This is a genomic window from Thalassospira alkalitolerans, from assembly GCF_002115745.1.
Lineage (GTDB): Bacteria > Pseudomonadota > Alphaproteobacteria > Rhodospirillales > Thalassospiraceae > Thalassospira > Thalassospira alkalitolerans.
In genome coordinates this window covers 74,515-92,281 of sequence record NZ_JFKB01000013.1, presented here as the reverse complement: position 1 = coordinate 92,281, position 17,767 = coordinate 74,515, and the positions used below count along the sequence as shown (strand labels likewise).

Genomic DNA, 17,767 nt, shown 5'->3' with positions numbered 1-17,767 from the left:
CGCACTCAAATGTTGTCAATGAATGTAAACACCGCCTAGGATCAGATGACAAAAAGTACAATAAAGCACTTGCCAACACGCGGGATTGTCCGTATTTTCCGCGCCACAAAATAGAATCGTGCTGATGTAGCTCAGCTGGTAGAGCGGCGCATTCGTAATGCGTAGGTCGTAGGTTCAAATCCTATCATCAGCACCACTATAACCCCGCCGGGCGAGCAGCCCTGCGGGGTTTTTTATTGCGCGGACCAAACGCTATTCGCAACATATTTTGTCACAACTCCCCGACCTCCCCGTCCTTTTGCCAGTGAACCGACGCGATCCTTGTGAAATCCGGTTCGGCGCAGGCATGCACCTTCCGCAGTGTTTCGCAAGAATAACCAGGGGATTGCCAGCATGACAGATGACGACAAACAACCCGAAACCGCCGCAACCGGCACCCCGGCCGACGGTAACAGCGACCAGAACACAGCCCCCGACGCATGGCCGTGGGCGCATGTTCTTGGTTTTGATACCGCCAAGGAATGGGGACTTGATAGCGTAATTCCCCACCCATCAGCCGCCACCAGCATGCCAGACCCAACAAAACAGGCCTCCGATACAGGCTCCTCGGATCAGCTTGGCGGATTAGGCGGCCATTCCCCGCTTCAGGGCCAGAATCTGATCGAATATGCCATGCAGCAGATCGAACAGGCGCTGGGTCAACCGATGCAACCGGTCCCGCCGCTTTCTTCCTATGCCTATGGCGAGGATGGCAGCCTGATCACCACGGCCGGAAATGTTATTCCGCGCCCCACCCCAGCTGCTACGCCAGAAACACCGCCCCAAAACGCCGGTGCCAGAACCCAAGCCCCCCCGGCACCAGCTTCTGGCCCATCCGATGCGTCCGACACTTCCTGCCCATCGGGCACCACAGACACGACAACCGTCCCAAACGACGGTGAAGGCACAGACGCGACACCGGCACCGTCCGAAGGTGATCCGTCGCCATCCATGCCTTCCCCGCCCCAATCATCCCCGACGACCTCGTCCTCGTCCTCATCAACGGCCGACACCTCGACATCAGAACCCGGCCCGCAATCCTATCGCATTGATCTGACACGTGATGACGGGCGCAATACATGCCTTGAAGGCACCGTGACATATGGCGATCTTTATCGTCCGCTTCTGCCCGAACTTTCGGGCAATGCCAAGGATGCCAAGGCACCGGATTGGCTGATTACACTTGATCAGCAACCATCCCCCGCCCCGACCAATGCCGATACCGATACGATTGTCACCGCCTTGCTCAAGGCGGATGAAATCCCCGCCGATATCCAGCAGTGGTCCCTTTCGGTCGGCCCGCAAAATATCAATACCGCACGCCTTGCCCTTAACATTCCGGCGGATAGTCCATCGTTTACCCGTGCCAGCATTATCGGCAACCTGCCCACGGCCGAATGGCACATTGCCGCCAGCACCCTTGCCGCATCTGATGCCGTGCCATCCCCCGATGATGAACCACTGGCACCGGCAAGCCTGTGCATGGATCAACATTTCGGATCACCTGACACCAGTCAGGACCCATTCGTCGCCACCATGCAGATTACATCAGGCATCGCCAACGCATCGGTTTCCCTTCCGGTTCAGTTGCGCTATTGCGGCACCTTGCCAAGCCCCATCCTGCAAGGCGATATTCCGCTGACCAAACAGGCCAGCCTTTCTTTCCGAATGCAAATCACCCCCCCCGCTGACGACAAAGACGGTGCATGCTTGATTGCCCTGATCCTGCGTGACGATACACCGGACTTTTCGGTCACGGCACAATTGCGCGACAACCAGAAAATATCGACACCAACCGCAATGCTGAGCTGCAACGATCCGGCACAGGGCACCGAATGCCGCGCCGAAAGCATGATCGCCAACGCCACGACCAGCCTGCAAACCAGCCTGATCTGCATCCCAAAAACACAGGTCGATGCATCACTGGCGACCTATGGCTTTGTCTTACCTGCCGAACCGGCGTCTTCTGATGCTTCGGATATGCCCGATACAGCGGATACTCCGAACACAGATGCAAATAACGATACGGCCTCTTCTGCTACGCCTTCAAAATCCGCATCGTCAAAACCATCCACATCGCCAGTCGCCGCTTCCAAAGGCAAAGGGAAATCCGCATCTTCATCGAACGACGACAGCAGCACCACCGCCAAATCATCCGCCCAAAAGGCAAGCCCGCCCGCGGCACCTGGTGATAGCGGCAAAGCCGATACGCCCAACAAGGACAAGGGAGAATCCTGATGGCTGGCGGTGCGAATTTTCCCGGCATAGAAACAGCCAGCAGCAAGAAAGACGCTGTAAAAAAGGCATTCAACCAAGAATATCAGGCAACGATGAAGGCGATGGCAAATGCGGCGGATCGCGCGCGCAAACAAATCCTCGATCAAAAACTGGCCGCAGCATCCCATGGGCAGTCGAACCAACCGTCCCAAAACGGCACCCCATCGACCGGCCCCGGCCCGACATCCCCCAAAATACCGGGAGCCCCGTCAGGGGCAGAGGCTACGCCATCCGATCCCACTGTGCTGGTGATGATCGAGATCGCCAATGAATTACGTCGTATCATTGTCAGCGAAATCGATATGCGCATGAACCATCTGGCCAACCAGGTCGAACAGGCGATTGCGCATTCATTACCCCAGTCATCAGAAAGTCAGGCCGCGGCAAGCACACAACCGGCAACAGGCACAACTGACACGACGACGACTTCCACGGCAACACAGGCACCGGCAGCAACGACACCTGCACCGCCGCCTGCAACTGCCCCGGCACCCGCGACGGCTTTTGAGAGCACAACCAACGCGACAGCGACGCCAAATACCGAAACAGCGTCAACAGCGGCAAACAGCCCAGCCCAACCACAGAAAATAGACACCACAAGCGACAAAAACCCGCCGAATTCAGACGGGTAGGAACAGGCGTGATTCGTCGTTTTCACCAAAGACCGCACACACATCATGCAATCCTTATATTCAGATCGGCAAATACAAGATTCGGGATAAATAAAAATATTATGCTTCAAAAACAAAAAGATATCGGGGATTCAGCACAAAATCCAACAACAACATAAAGACAACTTAAAATAGAATTTATCTTTTTATTCACAATTCAAACTGCACGCCGTCATAATAGTCGCGAGAGACCTAAACAGCCCTTGGTTGTAATCTTTCTTAGGAGGGGTCCATAGTGCAGTACGAAAAAAACATCGGACAGGGAACACCGGAACTTTCGGAGAACGAAGTTTCGTTTGCTCAATCACTTGATGATGCCTTGGAAAAGGCATTGGGGACCGGTGACAATGTTACGTCGATGTGGTCGCATCTAAAAGACGATCAACGGGCCAGACTGGCCGCAGACTATCTTGCCGCCTTAAGTGACAATTCTAGTAATAGTTGTATTCTTGCTACCCCCACAGCGGACGGCACCAGCGCCCAGGAACCGCAACCGGATGCAGGCAATCCTGCTGTCCCTCGCGGTTATCCAAGCAACTTCAATCCGCTTGCCGGATTGCCGGGACTGGAACCTTCGTCAAACGGACCGAGCCCAACCGACATCATTGCCGGCAGCCTCGGCAACCTTGGCGGATTACCCCGACAATTGTCCGACATGCAACGCAGCATGCAAGGCGCATTGTCGGCCCTTGGCGGTTTTGGTTTTGAACAACCCGCCCCCTCCCAACCAACGGGCTATCCGCCCCGACAACCTGCGGCCCCCCCCTCTGGTTCGCCGCAATCCCATCCTGCTCAGACCAATCCCTGGCAAACAGAACCGACCGAAAATGCCGGGACATCAGACATGACCCAACCGGCGGCCCCCAATTTTTGGCCGCTTTGGATGGATCAGCAAGACAGCCTTTTAAAGCAATGCCTTAAATTGATGTCTGGCAATATGGATGATGCACAGGATGCCTTGTCCGAAGCCATGCTGAAAGCATCGGTGAAATTTGAGGATTCAATGGATGAAATCCGCAATCACCGGGCATGGCTTTCACGAATTGCTCATAATGCCTGCATTGATTTGCATCGGCAAAACCGTCGGAAAGCGGAATACAAGGAAGAAAGTCACGGCACTGCCGATGCTGCCCTTCCGCCGATATCCGGACGCAACGAACCAAGTCCCGAGGAATCTTTCCTCGCAACTGAAATGTTCGATCATCTTGAACGCGCCCTGCGGGCCCTTCCGGAAAAATTGCGCAAACCGCTTCTGATGCGCTGCGTCGAAGATCGCAGCTATGACGATATTGCGGCCAATCTTGGCCTTAGCAATTGCGCCGTCCGCAAACGGGTCCAACTTGCCCGCGATCACCTGCGTGGTGCAGGCATCCAATAAAGGGCGCCACATTGCTTATCCGGGCAGAACGGCACACATCGTTCTGCCCGGCATCCATATTCACCAAGAAAACGCTGGTACAAAACCTCAAAAAAAAGACGCCTTCGGGCAAAAAAAATCACATCTACCGTCACAAGCCAGAATTACCAGCGTCGATAGAATGAATTCGGGACGGCGAAACCACCCCGTCAGGATTTCCACCGCAAGCAGCATACGAAGGAGTTTTAAAATGGCGATTCCGACCCCGGTAAATGGTCAAATCACCGATGCCGTCACCCAGGCAAACGTCAAGGTGCTCGGTGATGCCCCGGCTATGGCTATGGGCTCGATCTTCCAGTCTCTGGCCCACTCCACCGGCATTCTCTATGAAAATGCCGTCAGCGCCCAGCAGCAGCTCGGCATTTCTTCTCAGGCAGCAACCAATCAGGGTGTCATTCAGATCTATTCGATCGACACCATGGCTGATGCCGTCGCGACATCGAAAATCGCCCAGAGCGATGTCCCCGACAATATGCTTTCGCTTCTGACCACCCTTCAGGCCGTCAAAAGCTAAGCTGTCTTTATCCCCAGACTTCCCCAATTGGGCGGCCCGTTCACGACCGGCCGCCCAATATCGTTTCCCGGCAATTTTGCCCGCAGTTTTTGGCGGTTTGGCGTCACAAAGATGTTTAGCCCCCGTCAAATGACTGATCGCCGCGCAAGACGCGGAACGGGCCGGTTTCCGGCATATTTTTAGGCAACCAGGAGACAGATTATGGCTGATAATACCCCGGTCAATGGCATGATTACCGATGCAGTGACCCAGGCCAATGTCAAAGTACTGGGCGATGCACCGGCCATGGCCATGGGCTCGCTGTTTCAGTCGCTGGCACATTCCCATGGCATTCTCTACGAGAACGCTGTCAGCAACCAGCAGCAGGTCGGCATCTCGTCGCAGGCTGCAACCAATCAGGGCGTCATTCAGGTCTATTCCGTCGATACCATGGCAGGCGCTGTGGCAACGCAGAAAATCGCAACCAGCGATGTTCCGGACAACATGCTTTCCCTGTTGTCCGCCCTGAAAGCGACGACCGGCACCGCAGTGTCGTAACCTTTCATTGGTTTCGCTGCCCAAACCGGCCCGGCATGCTTATCGCTTGCCGGGCTTTTTTTTTCACATCACAAATGCGCCCGCACACCGTCATTGCTGTGTAGTCCCAAGCGCCAGCCAAGGAGACCGTGATGGCACCGGCAAAATCCGACACAAGCAATCAAGATTCCGACACAGGCAACTCAGAAGATATACGCCACCATCAGGTATCTCACCAGATCAGTGACGCCGTCAGTCAGGTCAATGTCAGCACAATCGGCGTTGCACCGGCCTATGCAACACTTCAGGCCATGATGGCCCAGTCACAGGCGCAGGGCGTTTTGATGGCCAATATGGTTTCCGGCCAACGGCAACTTTCCATGACCGGCATGGCGACGCTAACCAAAAGCGTCGAACAAATGATGTCGCGTCGTAACCGATAAGGATCAAAACGATGAACACCTCGCGCGAAGTCGACAAACAGATTACCGATGGCGTGACACAGACCAACACCACCGTCATGGGGACAGCGCCCGCAATGGGCACCATGCAAACCTATCTGGCACAGGCACAGGCACAGGGAATTCTGTTTGCCAATATGGTCAGTGAACAACAACAGCTCGCCGTTGCCAGTCTGGCGACCACCATGGAATGCACGCGCAATACCCTGTCTATCGGGGACAAAGATTCTGATTTTTTTCCCGACGGGGGAAGCACGTAAAATCAAAGAACGAGCCGTCCCCCATGATGGCGCGCGCGCCAACAAGCAACCCAGTGGCAGAAACACCGCCGGATTCCAATCAACACATCTATGTCGAATTAACCGACGAAGAACTCGAAAGACAACAACAAGCGCATGCGGCACAGAACTAGACAGAACCGTCCTGCCACCGATACGGAAAAACTTAACACCCCGGTTCGGTGACAGATCCATTCAAGGCAAAGGCATGATGTCATGAGCGATATCGTCAATCCGCAAATTACCGATGCCGTGACACAGACCAACGTCAAGGTTCTGGGCGAAAGTCCCGCCCAGGCGGTATCAATTGCCCTGCAATCGCATTCCCATTCGACGGGGTTGGCAATGGAAAATGCCACCCTGACGCAAGGCAATATGCAACAGGTTTCAAACACCGCGACATCTAAGCTGGTCGCAATGATTTCGGCCCAGGCCGGTTAAAAACTACCAGTAATTTCGTCACAAAGATCAAACATCTGCGTCAAGACGAGTACGGTCATCGTGACCGCCAAATCGGAGGAAGAAATGGCTATTCCAACCCCAGTGAACGGTCAGATCACAGATGCGGTGACCCAGACATCGGTCAGCGTTCTCGGCTCGGCCCCGGCAAATGCAATGGGCATGATCTATCAAAGTGCGGCCCATTCAACATCGATCCTGTTCCAAAACGCCATTCAGGCCCAGCAACAGGCGTCCATGTGCTCGCAGGCCGCGACCAATATGGGCGTGATGCAGCTTTACTCGGTCAATACCATGGCCGGTGCACAGGCAACCAACAAGCTGTCACGATCAGACAATAGCAATACACTACTGACCCTTTTGGTCATTTTGGCAGCAACTCGCCGTTAGGCAGAATTCGGACATTGCGCGCCGTGCGCTTTATCCGAATATTTCAGTGAGGGCGTGACATGGCAGACAACACCCCGGTTAACTCCCAGATTACAGACGCGGTCACTCAGACCAACGTCAAGGTTCTGGGCGAAGCTCCGGCACAGGCAATGGGGCTCGTGTATCAGACGATGGCACATTCCATCAGTCTTTCGATGCAAAACGCCATGCAAACCCAGGGCGGATTGCAACAGATTGGCAACGCCGTAACCTCCACCGCGTGCAAAATGATCCTCGACAGCTCCGGTGGCGGCATGGGTGGCGGTGGCAAGTCCGGTTAAATACCGGCAACTTGCCCCTGCTTCACGCGGAACCAAACCGACAAACATTCCGGTCGATCCCCGCTTGACCGCGTCATGAACCCAAAATCGCAATGAGGCCCCGTCATGGCAGACGATACCGATCCCAAACCTGACAGCAGCAGCAGCACATCCGACACAAGTGCAACTGCGTCAACCGGCACAACAAGTGACAGCACCGATGCCGCAGGCTCCACAACAACGTCCGATGCCAGTTCAGGTTCCCCGTCAAATTCCGACACCAGCGACAGCAGCACCGCAAATGAATCATCATCATCTACCAGCAGTGCCGAAAACTCGCCGCCGCTAAGCACCGCCCTTAATCCCCAAATCGTACAGGCCGTCGGCACCACCAATCATGCGGTGCTAAACGGGGCCGGTCCGGGGGCAAATGGCATCGCTTATCAAAAAGTCGCCCAGGCCGCGGCCTATGCCGTGCAAGACAGCACCGATTACATGCGCAACATCATGTCGATGGCCTCCGCCACGACCGGTGTCGCAATGCAGAAAATGCTGGCAGAAAAAACAACTGATCCCTATGCCGATATCATTGCCGCCGCGACCAAAGCGGTAACCGACGCCCAGGAAACCTTCACCAAGGTCGGCACCGCATCAAGCGGCGTGGTCAAGGATTTTGACAGCATGGCTTGACCCACCAGACACCCCCGCCTTTCTATTTCGACGGATTTATCCAACAGTTACAGGATAATGATGCCGAAATCTCCGTGCCTTCAGAAATGGCAAGGCACGGCTGAACACGGCATGCCTTTGTTCAGACTTGATATTTTGGGCACCAATTTCTGGGTAAGCTCATTGTCTTCGCTATTTAAGAAGTGCCCCTAAATGCGCGGATCAATTATCCCGCCTGCATCAGTTGAATACGGTGGCAGGCCTCGGCAAAGTCTGGGGCAAACAGCTTCATGCTAAGCCCGGTGCCCTGAAGCTCATAGGCACCCATTTCTTCTGTCGGGCAGGAAATGAATTTTGCGACTTGATCGCTGACCAGAACCCGCTTGCCAAGTTGCTTGGTCAATTGTTCGATCCGCGCGGCTTCATTTGCCGCCTGCCCGATCACCGTAAAATCAACCCGATCCGGTACACCAACATTGCCGTAAATCACATCCCCGACATGCATGCCAAGACCGTAATCAAAGGCAGGCAATCCGGTTTCTTCGCGCTTTGTATTTAATTGGTCGATGTTAAGTTGTGCTTCGGCGGCGGCATAAAGGGCTGAAACACAGGCTTGTTCCAAATCCTGTTCATCCTCGCGGATTGGGAAAATCGCAAGCGTCGCATCCCCGATATAGCGCAGAACCTGCCCGCCATGTTTCAATACCGCCCCGGCCGTTGCGGCAAAGAAATCATTCATTTCACCCAGAAACGCATCGTCCCCGACACTGGCGGCAACCGATGTCGAATTGCGCATATCCGAAAACCAGATCACTGCACGCGTTTTGGTACTATCACCCAGTTTGATTTGGCCATCCCGCACCCGCTGCCCGGCATCTGACCCCAAATAAGTATGAAGAATAGTCTTGGTTTCTTCGTGCATGATCCGCATTTTGCACGACACCGCAAAACGACGCTGGATCGCCGACAGGATCGCAAGGTCCTCGTCGGTAAAGCCACTGGGACGACCGGTCATATAGGTCATGAAGATACGATTGGCGCCAAGCGTACTGTCACGATCCGTGGTAAACGGCGTCATCAGCGCCAAATAATCAGTCCCGCCCGACTTTTTAAAGTCTTTCAGAACATTAAAATCAAGGATTGCACCCGGGCCGATCAGGTGACGTCGTAAAAACGTGACGTCATTATCGGCCATCCATTTCATCGGGCTCTCAAGCCAATCGGGGTTTTTCTCTCGAACATCAAGATGGAGCGAACGCTCAACCGTCCCACGATTCTTCGACCAGATATAAGTAACGCCTTCGTAAAGCGGATGCAGCGTTTTAAAACCGACCATGACCCGGTCAAGCGGAATTCCCACAGCAACAAGACGCGATACCATGCCTTCAAGAATGGCATCAATATCGGTATCTTCAAGCGCACGTTCCATCAGCCAGTCATTGACTGCACGCACAAAGCCACCACCCGACAGGGCGCTATTGGTTCCGGGAAGGGACGTTACATTGCTTCCCATCGGCTTTGCTGTATCTGTCATGAACTGCTCCGTCCTAATTCTTACGTTATTATTACACCGCCTAAAATGGGACAGAGTTCCGATTTCGCAATTGCAAAACCGCAAAAACTTCTCGGAAAGAGATTATTCCTGACAAATTCCGGTCAAACCAGCAAAAACCAACCACCACACAGCCCCCTCCTGCACCGTCTATCGGCCGGCGGGGATAACTGTCAGGCAACAAATCCCGATCAATGCGCAATCGGCGGCAGATAAATACGCGCCAAAAGCCCGCCAGCTGGCGCATCTTCAAGATAAATCTCGCCGCCATGCGCACGGATCGCAGTTCGCGCAATCGCAAGACCAAGCCCGATCCCACCGGTTTCACGATTACGTGACGTTTCAAGCCGAAAGAACGGTTCAAATACCTGATCGCGCTGTTCTGGCGGAATGCCCGGTCCATCGTCGCTGATCTCGATCCATATCCCGCCGTCATCGGCGGGTTTAAGCGATACCTCGACCAGATCCCCAAATGTCAGCGCATTTGAAATCAAATTGCCAAGGGCCCGCTTGATCGATAATGGCCGACACGGATAAACACGCGATGCACCATCGCCATGGAAACGGATCGGGTGACCGGTTTCCATCAAATCTTCTACAATGGCCTCGGTCAGGGCGGTAATATCAATCTTGCGGGTTTTCTCGTTTGCCGTTTCCTCACGTGCGAATGTCATCGCCGCTTCGACCATCTGTTCCATTTCATTCAAGGTTTCAATGATCCGGGCGCGATTTTCGCCATCCTCGACAAACTCTGCCCGCAGGCGAAGCGACGTGATCGGGGTCCTCAGATCATGCGAAATTGCGGCCAGCATCCGTGTCCGATCCTCGACAAAGCGCTTCAATCTTGCCGTCATGCGATTGAACGCCTTGGCTGCCCGGCGGATTTCAATCGGCCCCTTTTCCGGCACCGGTTCGGGATAATCCCCACGCCCGACGCGATCGGCCGCCTGCGCCAAAACCGCCCAGGACCGCGTCATGCGACGTGCCAGGAAATAGGCGATGATCCCGATTAAAAGCGTCGAAATCGCCACGCGCAAAATATTTGCCAGCACCACCCGCGGCGGCGGGGCCATCCCATTGATCCGCGCCTCAAGCCACACAACCGGCTGGACCACATCAGGCGCATTCAGGCCCGAACCATCCCCTGATCCGCTTGATGCGGCAGGACCACTCTGGGCACCCGATCCACCCGACGGGAAAATCGGCACACTGATCTGCATCAGCGGGGCTTCAACACAATCAAGATGATCGAAAAAGCGCGGGCCAATATGGCTGGGGTAATAACGCCCCCAACTCTTCTTCCAATCCTTTTCCCGCACATGATCCCGGTCGCCATCCCTGACGTCATCATCATCATGATGCTTTTTACGGTCATCTTTCTCACGCGCCTCGACTTCACGGCAATCATCCTCGGACAGGATATGCACACGCGCGGGCACCGCCGGACCATCAAGCGCCTGATTTAACCGGGCACTCAGCATATTGCTGATATCTGACATTGGCAGATCGGCATCAGGCTGTTCAACCAGCCGCATGACACTTTGCGGTGATTGCCCGACCTTAAGAACATCACGCCAGTTTTCAGATGGCGTCGCCGCCAGAACACGCGAAATCGCGGCCACACGCGCCAAGGCGCCGCCACGCCGCTCGGTCAGCACCGCATCACGCCGTTCCTCGGCCAAAAGGAAACCCAAGACGACATGGGTCAGAATAACCGCCCCCAAAATCAGCAAGACAAGCTGCCCGGCAAGGGTTTTCGGCCATAAACGGGAACCGAAACTGCGCAGGTTCATTTTTTCGACACCTCGGCGGTGAACATGTATCCACCGCCCCAAACGGTTTTGATCAAGGTCGGGGTCTTCGGATCCGGTTCAATTTTCTTACGCAGGCGGCTGACCTGATTATCAATGCTGCGATCAAACGGAATGGCTTCGCGGCCCTTGGTCAGATCCAGCAACTGATCACGGTTCAGCACCATATTGGGATGATCGACAAACGAACACAGCAAGGCAAATTCACCGGCACTCAGCGGCACCACGACATCCTGTTCATCGCGCAATTCATGGCGCGTCCGATCCAGTATCCAGCGATCAAATCCGATCTCCCCACCCGGCATCTGACCACGGCGACCACTGGGCAGACTTTGCGACCGACGCAAAACAGCTTTGATCCGCGCCAGCAACTCACGCGGATTAAATGGCTTTGCCAAATAATCATCCGCCCCCATTTCAAGGCCGATGATCCGATCGGTTTCCTCGCCAAGGGCGGTTAACATCACCACAGGCACATCATAATTTTCGCGCAACCACCGGCACAGGCTAAGCCCGTCTTCACCGGGCATCATCAGATCAAGCACGATCAAATCAGGCAAAACGTTTTCGCCCATCAGCTTGCGCAATTCACGCCCGTCAGATGCCAAGGTCACGCGGTACTCGTGCTGACGCAAATACCGCCCCAGCAAATCGCGGATATCGCGGTGATCGTCGACGACAAGGATATGGACCGGGTCACTCATGCCTGTTTGCCTGTTCGAATGAATATGTCTTGTTGTTCATGATTTAACTTAATCCGCCCGACAGCCTATCAGAAACAGCAATTTGTATCAGATTGTCGCAAAACCGCCCTTTGGCAAAGCTTGCGACCAATTTCACCTTTTACCGGGATCATTTCGCGACAAATCAGCGTCATAACGGGTTCAGCCAATAACGTCCCCCCAACGAAAAAGAGGCCCCTATGACCCGTAACAGTAAACTTAAAATCGCATCTGCCCTGATCGCCACCACGCTGATCGCCACCCCGATTACATCGGCACTGGCATCGGGTGGCGATCATCAGCCATGGCACATGAACGACGATGGTCGCGACGGTGATGGTAAATTTGGCATGCATGACGGCGACAAAAAAGGCATGCATGGTGACTATGGCAAACATGGCAAGCACGACACGCGCCGCACGGTTCCGCTCACCACGGACGAAGCAAAGATCCTGATTGATGCCATGCTCCTGCACCGTGGCGCAACCGACCTTAAAACCGGCGATGTCACATCGGTGGACGAGGGCAAGGAAATCGCCGTCACGTTACTCAATGCCAAGGGTGATGTTGTCACCATTCTTGAACTTGATGCCATGACCGGTCGCCCGGATCGCGGCGAATTCCGTGAATTGCACCGCCTGATGCCGCGCCCGGATGCCGATGATGATGAACGCTATGACCGTCGCTTTACAACCGACCAAATGACCCTTCTGGCCAATGCAATGGTCATCCGCTTTGGCGGCGGTGAATTGGCACTTGGCAGCATTACCGAAACGCCGCGCGGCACCTATGTCACGACGATCACCAACAAGGCCGGTGACATTATCCGTGAAATGGAACTGAGCCGCGTGACCGGTCGTCCGATCCGCTAACCCGCTGATCCTGGTCGGAGCCAACAGGCTCCGGCTGGATCACACATAACACACGTCCCTCAACCTCAACTTCTCCCCCAACTCCCAGTCCGGGTCATTCCCCCCACCCAACCGATAGCCCGGACGATACTGGCGCCCCCAATTCCCCCGGGGGCGCCATCTTTTTTATCATTTTCGATTTGACGCGATGCAACGAGTTAATCATTCTGCATTTTTAGGAACGAGAAGCATCGCCATGATCGCCCCCAGCATTCACCCAACGCCACGTAAAGCCCACGAAAAAGACATTCCGGCCATCACAACATTATGGCAGGAAACCGGGCTTTACCGACCCTACAACCCGCCGGAATGGGATGTGCGGTTTGCCCTGTCAGACAGCAATTCAACACTTCTGGTCTGGGAAGATAACAACAACATCATCATCGCCACCGTCATGATCGGTCACGATGGGCATCGCGGCTGGCTTTATTACCTTGCCGTCACCCCGGCCCATCAAAAAACCGGCCTTGGCAAACGCTTTGTTGACGCTGGCGAAGACTGGCTGCGCGAACGCGGGGTATGGCGCATGCAATTGATGGTCCGCTCGGAAAACAGCGCCATGCAGGATTTCTATCGCCATCTTGGCTATCGCGCCCTTGATGTCACCGTCATGCAAAAAGACATCGACACCCCACCCGCCGAACGCCCCGAATAAAACACCGAATTCACAAGCCCGCATCCGACCGGGGCACGCCCCATGCCGCTGAAAACCCAATGATATCAACCAATCCGACCGAACTTTTGGTCCCAATACGGCGATATTAAACTGTGGGGTTCTGTGTCTCGGTCGGTGTTGAGACCTGCGTTTGCGGATTTGTATCGATCTGCGGTGACGTCTGATCATCCGGGGGTGCCGCAACATTGCCGCCGGACTGAGAAATCGCCAGCGACGCGCGTGCAATGCGGCGCGCGCGCTCGTAAAGACGGTTGATACGTTCAACCAATGCGACTTCGGTCCGATAGCGGCGGATATCGGAATCACGCGGGCCAATGTCGTCGCTGACACGACGCAATGTAACTTCCATCTTTTCGATAAATTCGGCTTTGCGTGCCAAAACGGCATTTGCAGCCTCGACATCATCGCTGGCAAAAGCGGTCAGGGCCTGTTTCAGGCATTGTTCAGAAAAAGTGAATAATTCGACCATCTTTTCACGGCTGTTTAATAATGGCAGATTGCGTTCATCCAATAACCGCCCAACCAATTCGGTCATTTCCTCGCTGATCAGATCGCCGATGGCTTCCAGATGGTTGCTGATGGCAAGCTTGTTCAAAAGCCGGTTCTGATCGGATGGCAGCAATTCGGAATGGCGCAATTTTCCGGCGAAAAGCGCAATCGCATCCTGAAGACTATCGACCCCGTCATCGAGTTCGGCAATTTTTTCAAGTTTTGCCCGTGTCGGGTTCTGCATCACCTCTCGGCCACGCCGCACCACATCACAGACAATATCCCCCATATGTATGACTTCGCCGCGCAGCAGCAGCAAGGCTGCCGACGGCGTATCGGCGATTTCACCCATCAAAAATTTCGGACTGGGGTCAAGGGGCGGTTCGAACACATCACTGACCGGCACGCATTTTTCAATCATCCGGGCGATCCACGGCACAAAACCGATCATAATCACAACATTGGCGATGTTAAAGATACTATGTGCATTGGCAATTTCACGCGCAGTATCAACAGGTCCCCCCGCTTCGTCCAATGACAGAAAACCAACCAGATCGGCCAACTCCCCGATAAAGGGCAACCAGATCAAAACCCCGACAACATTGAAGAACACATGCCCCAACGCGGTCCGAAATGCATCGCGGTTCTTGCCAATTGTCACCAAAAGTGCGGTAACACAGGTGCCAATATTCGCCCCGAATATCAGGGCAATGCCGCTTTCAAGCGGCACAAGCCCCTGCCCGGCCAGCACAATAACAATCCCGGTCGTTGCCGCACTTGATTGCACCAAAGCGGTAAAACCCGCCGCAATCACAATCCCAATCAGGGGATTGGTCATGCGTGTCATCATATCGATAAACGGCGCATAACTGCGAAGCGGCTCCATCGCGTCGCTCATCATGCCCATACCAAAGAATAAAAGCCCCATCCCCAAAAGCGCCCGCCCGCCAAGCGACCACCCCCGATGGGGGACAAAACTCATAACGCAAAAACCAATCGCAATCATCAATGGGGCAATCGCATCAATTTTAAAGGCGATGATTTGCGCGGTCAGAGTACTACCGACATTAGCCCCCATGATGATGGCAATCGATTGGGCGAAGCTCATCAACCCGGCAGAAACGAAGCCAACCACCAGAACAGTGGTGACACTTGATGACTGAACCAGCCCGGTAATCGCCGCCCCCGAAAAAGCCGCGGTAAACCGATCATGGGTCATTTTCGCAAGGAACTGGCGCAATCGCGCCCCGGCCAAGGCCTTAAGCCCGCTGGCCAGGTGATCCATGCCATACAGAAAAAGCGCCAAGCCGCCCAAAAGCCCAATAGCCATGCGACCGCCCTGAAGCTCAACCGTTGGCACGGCGACACCTGCCGCAGCAAAGGCATCATGTATCAGCACCGTAAAAACCCATAGCCCGGCAAAGGCAAAAACTGACAGGGACGTGAAAACGCGAAACAACAACATCAGTACCGAACCTGCCATAAACGATTGATAAGCCACCATAGCATATAGAAAATGCGCCAACTGACCAGACTGGTTGAATACGGAGTTCCCGCCATCATGGCGCCAGACCGGCAACACAATATTCGCAATATCGGCCCGACATCATCGCGTGAACTGGACGAGATCGGCATTGAAAGCCAATCCGACCTGATCATCACGGGCATAGAAGAAACAACGCGACGATTGCTGTTTCGCTTAGGCAGGGAAAAGAAGATCAGCGTGAATTATCTTTACGCCCTTGAAGGCGCGATCCACGACCATGACTGGCGCGATATCACGCCCCACCGCAAACAGGAACTCCGCGATCTTTGGGTGCAGTTACGCACAGAAATCGCGGAGCATTAGAGAGTATCAGCAAGATCTTATTGGGCGGCAATCTGGTTTGGTTTGGCGGATGCCAAGCGTTTGCGCAATACGGCGATTTGATCCCCGGATAAACGCAAACCCAGCTTGGAACGACGCCAGACCAAGTCTTCGACCTCAAAGACCCATTCCTGATCTATCAGGTATCTGACTTCGGCCTCATACAGATCATGGCCATAATTGATACCAAGATCATGTACGCCGTTACACCCATCCAGCAGTTTTTCAATCCGGCTGCCATAGGCACGCACCAGACGTTTCAGCATTGCCTCGGGCAACCAGCCATACCGCGTGCCGTAGTTCATCATCGCATCATCAAAGGACGCATTGGGCAAATCCCCACCCGGCAGAGTTTCAGTGGCCGTCCACGGACGATCTGCAACACCAAGCTGCTTGGAAATCAATTGCAGGGCATGTTCGGCCAGCTTGCGATAGGTGGTGATCTTGCCACCAAAGACATGCAATGCCGGGGCTTTGCCTTTGTTGGCTTCGAGTTTCAGGGTGTAATCACGGGATACTTTGGATGCATTGGCAACTTCGCCCTCGCCGGCATAAAGCGGGCGCACCCCGGAATAGGACCAGACCACATCCATCGCCGAAATCGGCGTTGCGAAATAATCACCAATCAATTTGCACAGATAATCCACTTCATCGCCGCTGATTTCGACCTTGGCCGGATCACCTTTGAAATCAACATCGGTGGTACCGATCAGGGTAAAATCATCTTGATAGGGAATAACAAAGACGATGCGGCCATCCGGGTTTTGGAAAATATAGCAATGATCGTGGTCGAACAGTTTCGGCACGACAATATGGCTGCCTTTGACCAGACGGATATTAGCCTTGGTCTCGGCCTTGATCGCGCCATTTGCCGGATCAATCAGCGACGCACACCACGGACCGGCAGCATTAATCAGCATCTTGCCCGTCACCACGCGTTCCGCGTCATCATCGCCCCCCTGCAAGGTAACCTGCCATTTGCCGTCTTGCTGGCTGGCGGCAACACATTTTGTCCGTGTTAAGATATCCGCCCCGCATTCACGTGCATCCATGGCGTTTAAAACCACAAGACGCGCATCATCGACCCAGCAATCGGAATAAACAAATGCCTTATCCATCCCGGCCTTAAGCGGCTGACCGGCAACATGGGTGCTCAGCGAAATGCCTTTGCTACCGGGCAGTTTTTTGCGTCCACCAAGATGATCATACAAAAACAACCCCAAACGGATCATCCATGCCGGCCGCAATCCCGGCACATGCGGCAACACAAACCGCAGCGGCCAGATGATATGCGGCGCATTGCCCAAAAGGACTTCGCGTTCGGTCAGGGCTTCGCGGACCAGACGGAATTCATAATGTTCAAGATAGCGCAATCCACCATGGATCAGCTTGGTGCTGGCCGAGGACGTCGCACTTGCCAGATCATTCATTTCACACAGCAGGACCTTAAGCCCGCGACCGGCTGCATCACGGGCGATTCCCGCCCCGTTGATCCCGCCGCCGACGATGATCAGGTCATATTCCGATTGGCTGTGCATGGTATGAGTTCCGTGATTAAAATTCGATAATGATCTTTAAATAGTTCATATTCGAAAATTTTCAACCGCTGAATTGTGACAGTTTGCCGCCAAAGGCTTTCGAGCAGGCTTACCACCTGTAGACATTGATAATTTTATATAAAATTTCGATTATGAAAAATATTAGCTAACTTATCTTTGGTACATATACCGCCATACAAAAACACCCCGC

Annotated in this window: 19 protein-coding genes and 1 tRNA gene; 15 read left to right on the top strand and 5 right to left on the bottom strand. The window is 54.2% G+C overall.

What is annotated here, in order from left to right; genetic code table 11:
• Positions 1-120: 120 nt before the first annotated feature.
• The 12 genes from TALK_RS17195 to TALK_RS22295 all read left to right on the top strand — a co-directional run bounded on the left by TALK_RS17195 (position 121) and on the right by TALK_RS22295 (position 8,011).
• Positions 121-196, top strand: a tRNA-Thr gene (locus TALK_RS17195).
• A gap of 197 nt (positions 197-393) precedes the next feature.
• On the top strand, positions 394-2,277 hold the full coding sequence (locus tag TALK_RS17190) for a hypothetical protein (protein WP_085620379.1): 1,884 nt from the start codon (positions 394-396) through the stop codon (positions 2,275-2,277).
• Positions 2,277-2,948 carry a hypothetical protein gene (locus TALK_RS17185; protein ID WP_085620378.1) on the top strand — a complete coding sequence of 224 codons (672 nt, stop codon included), beginning with the start codon at positions 2,277-2,279 and terminating at the stop codon, positions 2,946-2,948. The genes TALK_RS17190 and TALK_RS17185 overlap by 1 nt, the downstream gene beginning before the upstream one ends.
• A gap of 274 nt (positions 2,949-3,222) precedes the next feature.
• Positions 3,223-4,365, top strand: coding sequence for an RNA polymerase sigma factor (locus tag TALK_RS17180; protein WP_085620377.1), 1,143 nt, complete (start codon positions 3,223-3,225; stop codon positions 4,363-4,365).
• Positions 4,366-4,594: 229 nt separating this feature from the next.
• Positions 4,595-4,918 (top strand): RebB family R body protein, encoded by a 324-nt coding sequence (locus TALK_RS22395; protein ID WP_007090412.1) that lies wholly within the window; start codon positions 4,595-4,597, stop codon positions 4,916-4,918.
• 201 nt (positions 4,919-5,119) lie between these two features.
• Positions 5,120-5,455: a RebB family R body protein gene (locus tag TALK_RS17170; protein ID WP_085620376.1), complete on the top strand. Its 336-nt coding sequence runs from the start codon at positions 5,120-5,122 to the stop codon at positions 5,453-5,455.
• A 131-nt stretch (positions 5,456-5,586) separates the two neighbouring features.
• Positions 5,587-5,877: a RebB family R body protein gene (locus TALK_RS17165; RefSeq protein WP_085620375.1), complete on the top strand. Its 291-nt coding sequence runs from the start codon at positions 5,587-5,589 to the stop codon at positions 5,875-5,877.
• 11 nt (positions 5,878-5,888) lie between these two features.
• Positions 5,889-6,155, top strand: coding sequence for a RebB family R body protein (locus TALK_RS17160; protein ID WP_085620374.1), 267 nt, complete (start codon positions 5,889-5,891; stop codon positions 6,153-6,155).
• 234 nt (positions 6,156-6,389) lie between these two features.
• Positions 6,390-6,614: a RebB family R body protein gene (locus TALK_RS17155; protein ID WP_085620373.1), complete on the top strand. Its 225-nt coding sequence runs from the start codon at positions 6,390-6,392 to the stop codon at positions 6,612-6,614.
• A gap of 84 nt (positions 6,615-6,698) precedes the next feature.
• Entirely contained in the window at positions 6,699-7,022 is a 324-nt protein-coding gene (locus tag TALK_RS17150; RefSeq protein WP_085620372.1) for a RebB family R body protein, read from the top strand.
• A 59-nt stretch (positions 7,023-7,081) separates the two neighbouring features.
• Positions 7,082-7,342, top strand: coding sequence for a RebB family R body protein (locus TALK_RS17145; RefSeq protein WP_085620371.1), 261 nt, complete (start codon positions 7,082-7,084; stop codon positions 7,340-7,342).
• 105 nt (positions 7,343-7,447) lie between these two features.
• Positions 7,448-8,011 carry a hypothetical protein gene (locus tag TALK_RS22295; RefSeq protein ID WP_085620370.1) on the top strand — a complete coding sequence of 188 codons (564 nt, stop codon included), beginning with the start codon at positions 7,448-7,450 and terminating at the stop codon, positions 8,009-8,011.
• Between the two features lie 205 nt (positions 8,012-8,216).
• On the opposite strand, the gene TALK_RS17135 is transcribed toward TALK_RS22295, so the two are convergent.
• The 3 genes from TALK_RS17135 to TALK_RS17125 all read right to left on the bottom strand — a co-directional run bounded on the left by TALK_RS17135 (position 8,217) and on the right by TALK_RS17125 (position 12,057).
• Positions 8,217-9,524 carry an adenylate/guanylate cyclase domain-containing protein gene (locus TALK_RS17135; RefSeq protein ID WP_085620369.1) on the bottom strand — a complete coding sequence of 436 codons (1,308 nt, stop codon included), beginning with the start codon at positions 9,522-9,524 and terminating at the stop codon, positions 8,217-8,219.
• Between the two features lie 209 nt (positions 9,525-9,733).
• Complete coding sequence (locus tag TALK_RS17130; RefSeq protein ID WP_085620368.1) at positions 9,734-11,335, bottom strand: ATP-binding protein; 1,602 nt, start codon at positions 11,333-11,335, stop codon at positions 9,734-9,736.
• Positions 11,332-12,057, bottom strand: a complete 726-nt coding sequence (locus TALK_RS17125) for a response regulator (protein WP_085620367.1) — start codon at positions 12,055-12,057, stop codon at positions 11,332-11,334. The genes TALK_RS17130 and TALK_RS17125 overlap by 4 nt, the downstream gene beginning before the upstream one ends.
• A gap of 218 nt (positions 12,058-12,275) precedes the next feature.
• Here TALK_RS17125 and TALK_RS17120 point away from each other — a divergent pair, with 218 nt between their 5' ends.
• Positions 12,276-12,947, top strand: coding sequence for a hypothetical protein (locus TALK_RS17120; RefSeq protein ID WP_085620366.1), 672 nt, complete (start codon positions 12,276-12,278; stop codon positions 12,945-12,947).
• Between the two features lie 235 nt (positions 12,948-13,182).
• Complete coding sequence (locus tag TALK_RS17115; protein WP_085620365.1) at positions 13,183-13,641, top strand: GNAT family acetyltransferase; 459 nt, start codon at positions 13,183-13,185, stop codon at positions 13,639-13,641.
• 106 nt (positions 13,642-13,747) lie between these two features.
• On the opposite strand, the gene TALK_RS17110 is transcribed toward TALK_RS17115, so the two are convergent.
• Positions 13,748-15,616 (bottom strand): Na/Pi cotransporter family protein, encoded by a 1,869-nt coding sequence (locus TALK_RS17110; protein ID WP_245830003.1) that lies wholly within the window; start codon positions 15,614-15,616, stop codon positions 13,748-13,750.
• A 51-nt stretch (positions 15,617-15,667) separates the two neighbouring features.
• On the opposite strand from TALK_RS17110, the gene TALK_RS17105 reads away from it, so the two are divergent.
• Entirely contained in the window at positions 15,668-16,000 is a 333-nt protein-coding gene (locus TALK_RS17105) for a TfoX/Sxy family DNA transformation protein (RefSeq protein ID WP_085620364.1), read from the top strand.
• Between the two features lie 17 nt (positions 16,001-16,017).
• On the opposite strand, the gene glpD is transcribed toward TALK_RS17105, so the two are convergent.
• The gene (glpD, locus tag TALK_RS17100; RefSeq protein ID WP_085620363.1) at positions 16,018-17,556 is read right to left on the bottom strand and encodes a glycerol-3-phosphate dehydrogenase; all 1,539 of its coding nucleotides are present in this window, start codon (positions 17,554-17,556) and stop codon (positions 16,018-16,020) included.
• Between the last annotated feature and the right edge of the window lie 211 nt (positions 17,557-17,767).